At 71.5% G+C, this 13016-nt stretch carries 12 protein-coding genes and 2 pseudogenes; 8 read left to right on the plus strand and 6 right to left on the minus strand.

Annotated features, from left to right (window positions below; all coding sequences use genetic code 11):
* Positions 1–103: 103 nt before the first annotated feature.
* Positions 104–889 (minus strand): VOC family protein, encoded by a 786-nt coding sequence (locus tag OG580_RS15170; RefSeq protein ID WP_267044207.1) that lies wholly within the window; start codon positions 887–889, stop codon positions 104–106.
* A gap of 342 nt (positions 890–1231) precedes the next feature.
* Between OG580_RS15170 and OG580_RS15175 the strand changes: the two genes are divergently transcribed.
* Positions 1232–1879: a TetR family transcriptional regulator gene (locus OG580_RS15175; RefSeq protein ID WP_055642901.1), complete on the plus strand. Its 648-nt coding sequence runs from the start codon at positions 1232–1234 to the stop codon at positions 1877–1879.
* A 145-nt stretch (positions 1880–2024) separates the two neighbouring features.
* Here OG580_RS15175 and OG580_RS15180 read toward each other — a convergent pair whose 3' ends face one another.
* The gene (locus OG580_RS15180) at positions 2025–2495 is read right to left on the minus strand and encodes a nitroreductase family deazaflavin-dependent oxidoreductase (protein ID WP_267044208.1); all 471 of its coding nucleotides are present in this window, start codon (positions 2493–2495) and stop codon (positions 2025–2027) included.
* Positions 2496–3767, minus strand: coding sequence for an acyl-CoA dehydrogenase family protein (locus tag OG580_RS15185; protein WP_267044209.1), 1272 nt, complete (start codon positions 3765–3767; stop codon positions 2496–2498).
* Between the two features lie 106 nt (positions 3768–3873).
* On the opposite strand from OG580_RS15185, the gene OG580_RS15190 reads away from it, so the two are divergent.
* From OG580_RS15190 to OG580_RS15205, 4 genes and pseudogenes are all read left to right on the plus strand, one after another.
* On the plus strand, positions 3874–5037 hold the full coding sequence (locus OG580_RS15190; RefSeq protein ID WP_267044210.1) for an acetyl-CoA acetyltransferase: 1164 nt from the start codon (positions 3874–3876) through the stop codon (positions 5035–5037).
* A 109-nt stretch (positions 5038–5146) separates the two neighbouring features.
* Positions 5147–6460, plus strand: coding sequence for an FAD-dependent monooxygenase (locus OG580_RS15195; protein WP_267044211.1), 1314 nt, complete (start codon positions 5147–5149; stop codon positions 6458–6460).
* Positions 6457–7131 (plus strand): pyridoxal 5'-phosphate synthase, encoded by a 675-nt coding sequence (locus tag OG580_RS15200; RefSeq protein ID WP_267044212.1) that lies wholly within the window; start codon positions 6457–6459, stop codon positions 7129–7131. The genes OG580_RS15195 and OG580_RS15200 overlap by 4 nt, the downstream gene beginning before the upstream one ends.
* Before the next feature lie 35 nt (positions 7132–7166).
* Positions 7167–7410: pseudogene (locus OG580_RS15205) on the plus strand (SCO4226 family nickel-binding protein).
* Between the two features lie 43 nt (positions 7411–7453).
* Here the strand turns inward: OG580_RS15205 and OG580_RS15210 are convergent.
* The gene (locus OG580_RS15210; RefSeq protein ID WP_267044213.1) at positions 7454–9337 is read right to left on the minus strand and encodes a long-chain fatty acid--CoA ligase; all 1884 of its coding nucleotides are present in this window, start codon (positions 9335–9337) and stop codon (positions 7454–7456) included.
* Positions 9338–9766: 429 nt separating this feature from the next.
* Here OG580_RS15210 and OG580_RS15215 point away from each other — a divergent pair, with 429 nt between their 5' ends.
* Both OG580_RS15215 and OG580_RS15220 read left to right on the plus strand, forming a co-directional pair.
* Entirely contained in the window at positions 9767–9940 is a 174-nt protein-coding gene (locus tag OG580_RS15215; RefSeq protein ID WP_267048247.1) for a hypothetical protein, read from the plus strand.
* Positions 9916–10125: pseudogene (locus OG580_RS15220) on the plus strand (zinc ribbon domain-containing protein); the annotation flags it as partial. The gene OG580_RS15215 and the pseudogene OG580_RS15220, both read left to right, overlap by 25 nt.
* A 200-nt stretch (positions 10126–10325) precedes the next feature.
* Here OG580_RS15220 and OG580_RS15225 read toward each other — a convergent pair.
* The gene (locus OG580_RS15225; protein WP_267044214.1) at positions 10326–11678 is read right to left on the minus strand and encodes a dicarboxylate/amino acid:cation symporter; all 1353 of its coding nucleotides are present in this window, start codon (positions 11676–11678) and stop codon (positions 10326–10328) included.
* A 403-nt stretch (positions 11679–12081) separates the two neighbouring features.
* Positions 12082–12348, minus strand: a complete 267-nt coding sequence (locus tag OG580_RS15230; RefSeq protein ID WP_267044215.1) for a DUF4229 domain-containing protein — start codon at positions 12346–12348, stop codon at positions 12082–12084.
* Between the two features lie 131 nt (positions 12349–12479).
* Between OG580_RS15230 and OG580_RS15235 the strand changes: the two genes are divergently transcribed.
* Complete coding sequence (locus OG580_RS15235) at positions 12480–13013, plus strand: GNAT family N-acetyltransferase (protein WP_267044216.1); 534 nt, start codon at positions 12480–12482, stop codon at positions 13011–13013.
* Positions 13014–13016 lie beyond the last annotated feature (3 nt).

Below are 13016 nucleotides of genomic sequence, written 5' to 3' on the forward strand. Positions count from 1 at the left end.
CTGTCCGAGGGCCCGGTTGCGAACCCGGGGGCGGATCGGGGTGTCACAGGTCATATCGGTCCGGCCCGGTGCGGGTGCACCGGGCCGGACAGGTGTGGACGGTTCAGGGCGTACCGGCGGGTTCCGCGAGGACCGCGAAGCGGGCGCCCTGGTTGTCCTGGAGGACGGCGATGCGCCCGTGCGGGGTGTCGAAGGGCGGGGTGGTGACGCGGCCGCCGAGCCGGACGGTGGTCGCGCAGGCCTCGTCGCAGTCGCGGACGGCGAAGTAGACGAGGACGTGGCCGGGCAGCTCGGCCGGGAAGTCGTCGGTGATGACGGCGCGCCCGCCGAAGGCGCTGTCGTCGCCGGGCCGGGAGCCGGGGGGCGACCAGACGCGGTAGTCGAAGCCGGCGGTCTTGCCCTCCGCGGCGGCGTCGGCCTGGCGGCCGAGGTAGCCGAAGACGGTGGCGTAGAAGGTGTCGACGGTGTCCGGACGGCGCGTGTACACCTCCATCCAGCAGAAGGCGCCGGGTACGTTCGTCCTCTCGAAGCCGTCGTCGTCACCGGACTGGCGGAGTCCGAAGACGGCGCCGCCGGGGTCGGCGGCGAGCGCGAGGACGCCGAACGGGCCCACGGGGTAGGGCTCCATGACCATCTGGCCGCCGGCGGCCTTGATCCGCTCGGCGAGGACGCCCGCGTCCTCGGTGGCGAGGTAGACGGTCCAGGTGGTGGGCATGCGGCCGTCCCGCTTGGGGAGCAGCCCGGCGACCCTGCGTCCGTCGAGGAGGGCCTCGTCGCGTTCGGGGTCGAAGGTCCAGCCGAAGAGCTCGCCGTAGAAGCGCTTGCCCGCCTCGAGGTCGGGGAGCTGCGCGTCCACCCAGCACGGGGTGCCCTCAGTACGTACGGCCATGGCCTCACGCTAGGACCGCGGGGGCTCCCCCGCACGTCCCGACATGCGAACGAATGGGCGATTCGTGGGCCCGGAACCCTTGGGACGCTTGAGTTGTCCACCGAAGTTGTCCACAGGCTGTTCATAAGGCTATTCGGGTACGGGGGTGCGCCGGGGTTCCGCGACGAATCCGCCGGGCGGTTCCGGCCGCACGGTGACGCCCCGCCGCCCTGGCTTGAACCCGCCCCTCCACCCCGAGCCGCCGGACCCGCGCCGACCTCGTGGAACGCCCCCGGAACCGGCCCGCACCCCATTTGCAGTCGGCCGAATCGCGCGCAGATCACCCCTCGGTAAGCTGACGGCATGACAGGACAAGTACGCACCGTCGACGGCCGCGTGGCCGGACGACGCGGTCAGGCGACGCGGCAGAAGCTGCTCGACTGCCTCGGTGAGATGCTCAGCTCCTCGCCCTACCGGGACGTCAAGGTCATCGATGTGGCCCGGAAGGCGGGTACTTCACCCGCGACGTTCTATCAGTACTTCCCGGACGTCGAGGGCGCGGTTCTCGAGATCGCGGAGGAAATGGCCAAGGAGGGAGCCGGGTTGACCGAGCTGGTCTCCGGCCGCTCCTGGGTCGGCAAGGCCGGCTGGCAGACCTCCGAGGAGCTCGTCGAAGGCTTCCTGGACTTCTGGCGCAAGCACGACGCGATCCTCCGTGTCGTGGACCTCGGCGCAGCCGAGGGCGACAAGAGGTTCTACAAGATCCGCATGAAGATCCTGAACTCGGTCACCAACTCCCTCACGGACGCGGTGAAGGAGCTCCAGGCGAAGGGCAAGGTCGACAAGGAGGTCAACCCCGCCGCCATGGCGGGCTCCCTGGTGGCGATGCTGGCCTCGGTGGCCGGCCACCAGAAGGGCTTCCAGACCTGGGGCGTCAAGCAGGCCGAACTCAAGCCGAACCTCGCGCTCTTGGTGCACCTGGGCATCACCGGCAAGAAGCCGACCAGATAGCCCCGCCCGTCCCTCCTTCACCCGTCCTGTCGTCGACGCCGACGGCGGTCCCGCTCCGCCCCCACGGATCGGAACCGCCGTCGGCGTAGCCGTTTCCCGGGCTTTCGGCACCGGAACTCGGCACCGGGCCTTCGGCACCCGGCCCTCAGCGCCGGGTCAGCCGGAAGAGCCGGATCTCCCGCTCCACCCGCTGCTGGTACGTGGCGTACGGGGGCCAGAACTCCAGCGCCGACTTCCAGGCCGCCGCCCGCGCCTCCCCCGCGAGGAGCTCCGCCCGTACGGGGACGTCCTCGCCCCGCCAGTTGACCTCGACGTCCGGGTGGGCGAGCAGGTTCGCCGTCCAGGCCGGGTGTCCGGGCCTGCCGAAGTTGGAGCCGATGAGCAGCCAGCCGCCGTCGGGCTCCGGCATGCAGGCGAGCGGCGTCACCCTCGGCTGTCCGCTCTTCGCGCCGCGGGCGGTGAGGATCACCCCCGGCAGCATCCGGGCGCTGAGCAGCACCTTTCCCCCGGTCAGCCGGTGTACGGCCTTGTCCATGGCCGGGATGACGTGCGGGGCGATCCGGGCGAACGTCCGGGTCGAGGACACCTTCTGCATCAGTCTCACGCCGACGGGCATCTACGCCGCCACCTCTCCGAAGAGTCCGGTCCGTTCCGCCGCCCTGGCGCGGAGGCGCCGGGCGGGTCCGAAGAGCAGCTCATCGGAGGCGGCCCTCTTGAAGAAGAGGTGGGCCTCGTGCTCCCAGGTGAATCCGATGCCGCCGTGGAGCTGGATGCTCTCGCCGGCGGTGGCGCGCAGCGCCTCCAGGGCGTGGGCGAGCGCGAGCGGCCCGCTCTCGGGCCCGGGTCCCGGCTCGCGGGCCGCGCAGTAGGTCAGGGAGCGGGCCGCCTCGACCTGGACGTAGAGGTCGGCGAGGCGGTGCTTGACCGCCTGGAAGGAGCCGACGGGCCGGCCGAACTGTTCGCGCGAGCCGACGTGGTCGATCGTCCGGTCGAGGGTGGCGCGGGCGGCGCCGACCGCCTCGGCGGCGAGCATGACGGCGGCGGTCCGGCCGGTGGCGGCGAGCGCGCCGAGGACGTCGGCCGGTTCCTCGCCGAGGAGTTCGGCCTCGGCGTCCCGGAGCTCGACGGTGGCCTGCGTGCGGGTGAGATCGAGGGTGGTCCGCCGGGTCCGTACGAGCCGGGGGGCCGCCGGACCGGCGCCTTCCTGCCGTACGGTCCCGGGGGCCGCCGGATCGCCGGCCTCCGCCTCCGCCCCCGTCCGCACGAGGAAGAGGAGCGTACGGCTCCGGGCGAAGCCGCCCGCGTGGGCGGCGACGATCAGGAGTCCGGCGCTGTGCCCGTCGAGGACCTGGGCGGCCTCCCCGTACAGCCGCCAGCCCCCGTCCACCGCGCGCGCCTGGACGCCGCCGGCCCGGCCACCGCCCGACCAGCACTCCGACGCGTTGTCGCCGGTCAGGCCGAGGGCGAGTGCGAGGGAGCCGCCGGGGACGGCGAGCGCGCAGGTCAGGCTCCCGTCGGCGACGCGCGGGAGGAGTTCCGCGCGCTGGGCGGGGGTGCCGAGGGCGGCGATCAGTGGGGCGGCGAGCACGGCGGTGGCGAGGAGCGGGGAGGGCGCGAGGGCGCGGCCGGTCTCCTCGCAGGCGAGGGCGAGTTCGGCGGGCCCGCAGCCGACGCCCCCGTACTCCTCGGGGAGGGCGAGTCCCGCGAGGCCGAGGGTGCCGGACATGCGGGCCCAGAGCCCGGTGTCGTACCCCTCGGGGGTGGCGGTGGCCTCGCGGTTCTCCCGTGGCCCGGCCCGTTCGGTGAGCAGGTCCCGCAGGGTGCGGCGGATCTCCTGCTGTTCCTCGGTGAGCGCGGCGGCGAGCGCTGCGGTGTCGGCGGCGTCCATGGAGCTCCCTCCGTATCTGACGGTGCGTCATGCTAGGGCTGTACAGTGCTGGTTGCCCAGAGAGAGGCCGGTCCCGATTCACTGAATCTGATGTACCGTCAGATTCATGCCTGCCACTCCACGCAGCCCCCGCCGCGTCGCCGTCGTCGGCGTCTCCCTCTCCGACTGCGGCCGTGTCGACGAGGCCACCCCGTACGCACTCCACGCCCAGGCCGCCCGGCGCGCCCTCGCGGACAGCGGCCTCGACCGCTCGCTGATCGACGGCCTGGCCTCGGCGGGTCTCGGCACCCTCGCACCGGTCGAGGTCGCCGAGTACCTGGGCCTGCGCCCCCGCTGGGTGGACTCGACCGCCGTCGGCGGCGCCACCTGGGAGGTCATGGCCGCGCACGCCGCCGACGCGATAGCCGCCGGCCACGCCAACGCGGTCCTGCTCGTGTACGGCTCCACCGCCCGCGCCGACATCAGGGCCCGGCGCCGGACGGCGAACCTCTCCTTCGGCTCGCGCGGCCCGCTCCAGTTCGAAGTCCCGTACGGGCACACGCTGATCGCCAAGTACGCGATGGCCGCCCGCCGCCACATGCACCAGTACGGGACGACCCTGGAGCAGCTCGCGGAGGTCGCCGTCCAGGCCCGGGCGAACGCGGCGCTCAACCCCGAGGCGATGTTCCGGGACCCGATCACGGTCGACGAGGTGCTGGACGGCCCGATGATCGCGGACCCGTTCACCAAGCTGCACTGCTGTCTGCGCAGCGACGGCGGCTGCGCGGTGCTGCTCGTCGCCGAGGAGTACGTCCAGGACTGCCGGACGGACCCGGTCTGGGTGCTCGGCACGGGCGAGTACGCCTCGCACACCACGATGTCGGAGTGGGAGGACTTCACGGTCTCCCCGGCGGCGGTCAGCGGCCGGCTCGCCTTCGAGCGGGCGGGCGTGACCCCGGCCGACATCGACCTGGCCGAGGTCTACGACGCCTTCACCTACATGACGCTGGTGACCCTGGAGGACCTGGGCTTCTGTGCGAAGGGCGAGGGCGGCGCGTTCTTCGGGGAGAAGGACCGGCTGCCGGTGAACACGGACGGCGGCGGGCTCTCCGCCTGCCACCCCGGGATGCGCGGACTGTTCCTGCTGGTGGAGGCGGTGCGGCAGCTGCGCGGGGAGGCGCCGGGACTGCAGGTGCGGCGGGCGGACGGCTCGCTGCCGGAGCTGGCGGTGGCCTCGGGGACGGGGGGCTGGTTCTGCTCCTCGGGGACGGTGGTGCTGGGCCGGTCCTGACTCCCTCCAAGAATCTATACAAGCGTCATAGACAGTCGTGTAGGACATCCGTATAGTCATGTCTGCGGGCAGGGGAACGGCCCGCAGACACCCGACAAGGAGTCCTGCCATGAACAGCACCACCGCCAAGGCCACGACCAAGACCGTCCTCATCTCCGGCGCCTCCGTCGCCGGCCCGGCCCTCGCCCTCTGGCTGCACCGCTACGGCTTCACCGTCACCGTCGTCGAGCGCGCCCCCGAACTCCGCACCGGCGGCTACAAGGTGGACATCCGCGGCACCGCGATCGAGGTCTGCCGACGGATGGGGATCCTCGACGAGATCCGCGCCAACTCCACGGACATGCGCGGCGGTTCGTACGTGGACGACGCCGGCCGCACGATCGGCGAGCTGCCCGCCGACATCTTCGGCGGACGCGTCGAGGAGGACGACGAGATCATGCGCGGCGAACTCGCCCGCATCCTCCACGACCGCACCCGCGACGACGTCGAGTACCTCTTCGGCGACTCGATCGCCGCCCTCGACGAGGACGCCGACGGGGTCACGGTGACCTTCGAGAGCGGCACCGTCCGCCGCTTCGACCTGGTCGTCGGCGCCGACGGACTGCACTCGAACACCCGGCGCCTGGCCTTCGGCGAGGAGGAGCGGTTCACCCGCCACCTCGGCGCGTACATCTCCATCTTCACCGCCCCCAACCACCTGGGCCTGGACCGCTGGGAGACGTACCACGCGATCCCCCGGAAGCTGCTGTGCGTCTACAGCGCCTCCGGCGAGACCGACGCCAAGAACCTCTTCATCTTCTCCGCACCCGAGAAGCTCCCCTACGACCTCCGGGACGTCACCGACCAGAAGCGGCTGCTCACCGACACCTTCACCGGCGACGGCTGGGAGGTCCCCCGGCTCCTCGGACACGCGGCCGACGCCGACGACTTCTACCTCGACTCCATGTCCCTCGTCGAGATGGACCGCTGGTCGCGGGGGCGCGTCGTCCTCCTCGGCGACGCCGCCCACTGCTCCTCCCCCGCCTCCGGCCAGGGCACCGGACTCGCCCTCACCGGCGCGTACATCCTGGCGGGCGAGCTGGCCCGGGCCGGCGGCGACCACACGGCGGCCTTCGCCCGCTACGAGGAGCGGATGCGGCCGGGCGTGCTGCAGAACCAGAAGATGGCCGAGGGCTTCGTGAAGGAGATGACCGTCGGCTCGAAGTGGAGGATCGCCCTGCGCATGTTCATGGTGCGGACCCTGCCGAAGACCCCGTGGAAGAACCTCATCGCGAAGAAGATCCGCGACGGGATCCAGGCGGCGGCGAACGCGGTCCCGCTGGAGGAGTACGCGGCGCCCACGACCGCGACCGCGCCCACCGCCGTGCCGGCCACGGACGCGGGCACCGGCGAGGGCCCCGCGCGCCCTACCGTGACGGCATGACCGACTTCCACCGCGCCCTCCACTCCCTCCGGGTCTGGGACACCGAACTGCCCTCCTTCGACCCGGCGGACACCCCTCCCGAGCCCCTCGCCCTCTTCCACGACTGGTTCACCGAGGCGGTCGCGGCCGGCCAGACCGAGCCGCACACCCTTTCCCTGGCCACCGTGGACGAGGACGGCAGGCCCGACGTCCGTACGGTGATGCTGCACGACGCCGACGAGCGCGGCTGGCACTTCGCCTCGCACGCCGGCAGCGCCAAGGGCCGCCAGCTCGCCGCCCGCCCCGAGGCCGCGCTCGGCTTCTACTGGCCGGCCCAGGGCCGCCAGGTCCGGATCCGGGGCCACGTCACCACCGGCACCCCCGAGGAGGCGTACGAGGACCTCCACGCCCGTACCACCGGCGCCCTCGCCTCGGCGCTCGTCGGCCGGCAGAGCGAGGTCCTGGACTCCCCCGGGACCCTCGCCGAGGCGAGCGCGGCGGCCTGGCTCCGGGCCGAGGCCGAGCCGGACGCCCACGCCCCCAGCTGGACCCTGTACGTGGTCGAACCGGCCGAGGTCGAGTTCTTCCAGGGCGACGCCCGCCGCCGCCACCTCCGCCTCCGTTATCGCCGCGACCCGGCCCCCGGCACCACCGGCGCGACCCGATGGGTCCGCGAGCTGCTCTGGCCCTGAAAGCGGCGCACCATGGAAGTGGAGGTGTGAGAACCATGGCGACGTACATGGACGTACAGGATGGTGGGCATCACGGCCGAGCAGCTCAAGGAAGCGCACGCGGCCGACCTCGCGGTCGAGAAGGACGAGGGCGTCCACTTCGAGAGAGCGTGGGCCGACCCGGATTCCGGGACGGTCTACTGCCTGTCGCACGGCCCGTCGATGGAGGCCGTCCAGCGGGTCCACGCCCGCACGGGCCACGCGGCCGACGAGATCCACGAGGTACCGCTCACGGTGTGAGGAGCCCGCGGGACACCCCGCAGGACACCCGGCAGGGCACCCCTCAGGGGGTGCCCCCCGCCCCGTACATCTCGTCGATCTCCCGCGCGAAGTCCCGTAGCACCGCCCGCCGTTTGAGCTTCAGCGACGGGGTCAGATGCCCGGACCGCTCCGAGAACTCGCTGGTCAGAAGCCGGAATCCACGGATCGACTCGGCCCGCGAGACCAGCCGGTTGGCATCGTCCACGCCCCGCTGGACCGTGGCGAGCAGCTCCTCGTCCCGGGTCAGCTCCCAGAGCGCCAGATGGTCCTTGTGCCGCATCCGCCGCCAGTGCGCGAGGCCCTCGTGGTCGAGGGTGATCAGGGCCGTGACGTACGGACGGTCGTCGCCCAGGACCATGCACTGGGAGACCAGCGGGTGGGCGCGCAGCCAGTCCTCCAGCGGGGCCGGGGCCACGTTCTTGCCCGCCGAGGTGATGAGGATGTCCTTCTTGCGGCCGGTGATCCGCAGGTAGCCGTCCTCGTCGAGCGAGCCGAGGTCGCCGGTGGGGAACCAGCCGTCGTCGGTGTACGGCAGGGCCGCCCCGCGCTGGGCGTCCCAGTACCCGGCGAAGACGTGGCCGCCCTTGAGCCAGACCTCACCGTCGTCGGCTATCCGGACGGCCGTGCCCGGCAGGGGCCAGCCGACGGTGCCGGTGCGCGGCCGCTGCGGCGGGGTGACCGTCGAGGCGGCCGTGGTCTCCGTCAGGCCGTACCCCTCGAAGACCTCGACGCCTGCGCCGTTGAAGAACTCCGCGAGCGGGGCGGCGAGCGGGGAGCCGCCGCAGATCACGTACTGCACCCGGCCGCCGAGCGCGGCCCGGATCCGCCGGTAGACGAGCGGGTCGTACAGCGCCCGCGCGGCCCGCAGCGGGAGCGAGGGCCTGGACGTCCGTCCGTAGCGGCGGGCCGTCCGGGCGGCCCGGTCGAAGGCGGCGGCCTTGCCTCCGCGTTCGGCGGTGGCGCGGGCGGTGTTGAAGACCTTCTCCAGGACGTACGGGATGGCGAGGAGGAAGGTCGGCCGGAAGGCGGCCAGGTCCGTGAGGAGCTCCTCGCCCTCGACGGAGGGGGCGTGGCCGACGCGGACCCGGGCCCGAACGCAGCCGACGGCGACCATCCGCCCGAAGACGTGCGAGAGCGGCAGGAAGAGGAGGGTGGCGGCCGGCTCCTTGCTCTCCGAGACGAAGACCGGGTGGAGGAGCCGGACGGCGTTGTCGACCTCGGCGAAGAAGTTGGCGTGGGTGAGGGCACAGCCCTTGGGCCGGCCCGTGGTGCCGGAGGTGTAGACGAGGGTGGCGAGGGTCTCGGGGGTGAGCAGTCCGCGGCGGGCGGTGACGGCCTCGTCGGCGACCCGGGCGCCGGCTCTGCGGAGCAGGTCGACGGCGCCGGTGTCGAGGACCCAGAGGTGGGCGAGGCCGGGGAGCTGCCGGCGCTCGGCGGAGACGAGCCGGGCCTGCTCGGGGTCCTCGACGACGCAGGCGGCGGCGCCGGAGTCCTGGAGGATCCAGCGGGTCTGGAAGGCGGAGGAGGTGGGGTAGACGGGGACGGTGACGAGTCCGGCGGCCCAGGCCGCGAAGTCGATCAGGGTCCACTCGTAGGTGGTGCGGGCCATGAGGGCGAGCCGGTCGCCGGGGCGGAGGCCGTGGGCGATGAGCCCCTTGGCGACGGCGTGGACGTCGGCGGCGAAGCGGGACGCGGTGACGTCGTACCACTCCCCCTCCGGCCCCTTCCGGGAGAAGAGCGCGGCCTCGGGGTCCTGGCGGGCGTTGTCGTACGGCAGGTCGGCGAGGGAGCCGCGGCGGACCCGGGGCACGAGGGCGGGCACGGAGACCTCCCGTACCTGCCCGTCGACCAGCGTCTTGTGCGGCTCGACCGGCTCGGTCCCGGATGCGGCGGTGACGACTGACACGTGCAACTCCTCGGTCTACGCGATGAACTGAGGTCGTGCGTCGGTACGTTGCGCTCCTGGGGACCTTGGGGCGGCGGCCGGGCCAGGTCATGACTAGCCGGTAACCTTACTGCGGAGTAAGCCTCAACGGGGAGACCAGCGCTCAGACCGGCGGCTTGGAGACCCCGGCGAGCTCGTCCATCCCATGATCTCGGCAGGGAATCCCGGCCTTCAGGCCGGACGGGAAGGCGATCCTCAGCGCGGAGGTGCGAAGCGCCGGACTTCGCTGTGCCTTCGCCGGGACGGTTGGACGGGCCGCTTCTGGACCTCGTTGTACTGCCGGATCACGGTCAGCGGCGATCCGGCCGGTGTAACTGACCCCCTTCGGACTGTCGACCGGGCCTGGCGGGGTGATTCTCGGCGGGTGGCGACTTGTCGCCAGGAGGGCCGTTGCTGCCGGTGCCCGCCTCTAGGGTGACGGTGAGGGGGTGGGCCGGCGTGATTCGTGCGTACAAGTTCCTGATGCGGCCCACCGTGGGCCAGCGGGTCGCGCTGGGCGAGATGCTGCGCGATCACTGTTCGCTCTACAACGGGGCATTGCTGAAAGCGCCGGACGGGAAGTGATCGCCGTGGACCCCCGCAACACCTCACGAACCTGCCCCGAATGCGGGCACGTCGCCAAGGAGAACCGGCCGACACAGGAGAAGTTCCACTGCGTCTCGTGCGACCACACCGCACACGCGGACACGGTGGGCGCTCTGAACGTTCTACGGGCCGGGCTGGTCCGTCGCGACGCCAACCCGGCATAGCGAGAAGCCCCCTCATACATGAGGGGGAGGAGTCACCATCTGCCGCTCCCGCGCGGCTGCGGCAACTGCCGCGCCTTCGCACCGTCAACCATGGCACCCACTCCTGTTTCCAAGATCAACCGGCCGCCCCGCAGAAGCCTACGTGCCCCCTGCCCGGACGGGGGCAGGGGGCACGGAGGCGTTCGGGCGGGGCGAGTACGTCAGGCGGCGGCCGTGACGGCGACCTTCTGGTCGGTCTCGCCGACCGCGACCAGCTCGTCGATCGGGGACGCCGAGGCGTTCTCGTACGCGGTGTGGTCGAGGATCTTCTCGCGGGCGGCGACGATCACGGGGACCAGCGCCTGGCCCGCGACGTTCGTGGCCGTGCGGATCATGTCCAGGATCGGGTCGATCGCCATCAGGAGGCCGACGCCCTCCAGCGGGAGGCCCAGGGTGGAGAGGGTCAGCGTCAGCATGACCGTGGCGCCGGTCAGACCGGCGGTGGCCGCCGAGCCGATGACCGAGACGAAGGCGATCAGCAGGTAGTCGCCGATGCCGAGCTGCACGTCGAAGATCTGCGCGATGAAGATCGCGGCGAGCGCCGGGTAGATCGCGGCGCAGCCGTCCATCTTGGTCGTGGCGCCGAACGGGACGGCGAAGGAGGCGTACTCCTTCGGGACGCCGAGGCGCTCGGTGACCTTCTGGGTGACCGGCATGGTGCCGACCGAGGAGCGGGAGACGAAGGCCAGCTGGATCGCGGGCCAGGCGCCCTTGAAGAACTGGATCGGGTTGACCTTGGCGACCGTGGCCAGCAGCAGCGGGTAGACGCCGAAGAGGACCAGGGCGCAGCCGATGTAGACGTCGGCGGTGAAGGTCGCGTACTTGCCGATCAGCTCCCAGCCGTAGTCGGCGATGGCGAAGCCGATGAGGCCGACGGTGCCGAGCGGGGCGAGGCGGATGACCCACCACAGGGCCTTCTGGAGGAGCTCCAGGATCGACTCGGAGAGCGTGAGGATCGGCTTGGCGCGGTCGCCGAGCTTGAGGGCGGCGATGCCGGCGACGGCGGCCATGAAGACGATCTGGAGGACGTTCAGCTCGGTGAAGGGCGTGATGACGTCCGTCGGGATGATGCCGGTCAGGAAGTCGATCCAGGAGCCCTCGCGCTTCGGCAGCTTGCCGTCCTGCGGGGTGAGGCCGGTACCGGCGCCCGGGTTGGTGATCAGGCCGATCGCGAGGCCGATGGCGACCGCGATGAGCGAGGTGATCATGAACCAGAGCAGCGTGCGGGTGGCGAGCCTGGCGGCGTTGTTCACCTTCCGCAGGTTGGTGATCGAGACCAGGATCGCGAAGAAGACGAGCGGGGCGACGGCCAGCTTGAGCAACTGGACGAAGATGTCGCCGATCTGACCGAGGGTCTCCTTCAGCCAGGCGACGTCCTGGCTGCGGGCTATCCAGCCGAGAAGGGCGCCGAGGACGAGACCGGCGATGATCTGGGCCCAGAAGGGGACCTTGGGTATGCGCGAAGAAGCCGGGGACTTCTGCTCAGGCGTGGTCGCGGACGCGGACACAGACACACTCCACAGGTGCGTATCGGGACATACGGGACGGGGGTGCGGCACACACGCGCTTTCACGCGGGCCGCTGCATGATGCCGGGTCAGAGCTCGCGGCAACAGACCGCGGACATACAGGGGGTCCCCCCTGCACGAGCGAAGCGAAGCGCTTGGGGGAGGCACAGATCGACGTGCAGGCGCGCCACGAGCGGGGTGCTCGCGGCATGAGGAGGGCGCACTGCTGTCGTCATGTCGAACACGTTAACACTTGAACTTTGAGATCCTCAAAGCCATTCTTTGAGGCCCGCGAACCCCTTCGCCGCCTCCGAAACGCAGAACACCCCAGGCGGGAGCCTTGGAAGCTCCGACTGGGGCGGGGTGATCTGTGATGAACCTTACGCAGCCCTTACGGGGCCGGGCGCCTCTTAGAGCGCGTCCTCCTGCGACCGGTTCGCGGCCAGCTTGCCCTTGGCGCGGTCGACCTTCCCGACGATCTCGACGCTCATGTCGTCGCGCTGCTTGCGCAGGAGGACGAAGCTGAGCGGGGCGGAGACGACGATGGCGAGGACGAGGACCCAGAGGAGGTTCGAGTCGCCCAGGCCGCGCGGCAGCACGCCGACATAGACGAGGCCCCACAGGGCGAAGAAGCACCCGGCGAAGATACCGAGCCGCATCAGCGTGTAGCGGAGCATGTCGTCAGTCCACTCTTCCGTTCCGAAAAGTTCCCATACGGGACGAGCGCCCCACCAGTGAAGCACGGGGCGGGAGACCCTCCGGGACCGGGCCTCTTGAGCGCCGCACGAGTAATAGATAAAATCCCCTCATGACCCTTACCTTCGAGGTGGACCCGGCAGTCGACCCGACCCTGCGCGACGGCGTGCTCTCCCTCTGGGCCGACGTCTCCAACGCGGGCGGCGCCGTCGGCTTCGTACCCCCCGTCACCCCCGACGAGATACGCCCCGCGCTGCTCAGGCACCTCGTCGCCATGACCGAGGGCCGTACGCGCCTGCTCGTCGGCCGCGACGAGGACGGCGAGGTCGCCGCCACCGCCTTCTTCACCTTCAACGCCCACCCGCTGATGACGCACTGGGTGTGGCTCTACACGGTGATGGTCCACCCCCGCCACCAGGGCAAGGGGTACGGCGCCGACCTCATGGCGGCCGTCGAGCACACCGCCCGTACCGCCGGGGGCTTCGAGGCGGTCGAGGCGATCCGCCTGACCTGCCGGGGAGGCACCGGCGTCGACGGCTTCTACGCCAAGTCCGGCTACAAGGAGGTCGGCCGCGTCCCCGACGCGATCCGGGTCGCCCCCGGCGACGACCGCGACGACATCATCATGCTGCTGCCCCTGAACTGACCG

The sequence above is a fragment of the Streptomyces sp. NBC_00094 genome, assembly GCF_026343125.1.
Lineage (GTDB): Bacteria > Actinomycetota > Actinomycetes > Streptomycetales > Streptomycetaceae > Streptomyces.

What these genes read in the sequence shown, in the direction of transcription:
- OG580_RS15170 (WP_267044207.1), bottom strand. Translation starts at nt 889, where the DNA reads ATGGCCGTACGTACTGAGGGCACCCCGTGCTGGGTGGACGCGCAGCTC.
- OG580_RS15175 (WP_055642901.1), top strand. Translation starts at nt 1,232, where the DNA reads ATGACAGGACAAGTACGCACCGTCGACGGCCGCGTGGCCGGACGACGC.
- OG580_RS15180 (WP_267044208.1), bottom strand. Translation starts at nt 2,495, where the DNA reads ATGCCCGTCGGCGTGAGACTGATGCAGAAGGTGTCCTCGACCCGGACG.
- OG580_RS15185 (WP_267044209.1), bottom strand. Translation starts at nt 3,767, where the DNA reads ATGGACGCCGCCGACACCGCAGCGCTCGCCGCCGCGCTCACCGAGGAA.
- OG580_RS15190 (WP_267044210.1), top strand. Translation starts at nt 3,874, where the DNA reads ATGCCTGCCACTCCACGCAGCCCCCGCCGCGTCGCCGTCGTCGGCGTC.
- OG580_RS15195 (WP_267044211.1), top strand. Translation starts at nt 5,147, where the DNA reads ATGAACAGCACCACCGCCAAGGCCACGACCAAGACCGTCCTCATCTCC.
- OG580_RS15200 (WP_267044212.1), top strand. Translation starts at nt 6,457, where the DNA reads ATGACCGACTTCCACCGCGCCCTCCACTCCCTCCGGGTCTGGGACACC.
- OG580_RS15230 (WP_267044215.1), bottom strand. Translation starts at nt 12,348, where the DNA reads ATGCTCCGCTACACGCTGATGCGGCTCGGTATCTTCGCCGGGTGCTTC.
- OG580_RS15235 (WP_267044216.1), top strand. Translation starts at nt 12,480, where the DNA reads ATGACCCTTACCTTCGAGGTGGACCCGGCAGTCGACCCGACCCTGCGC.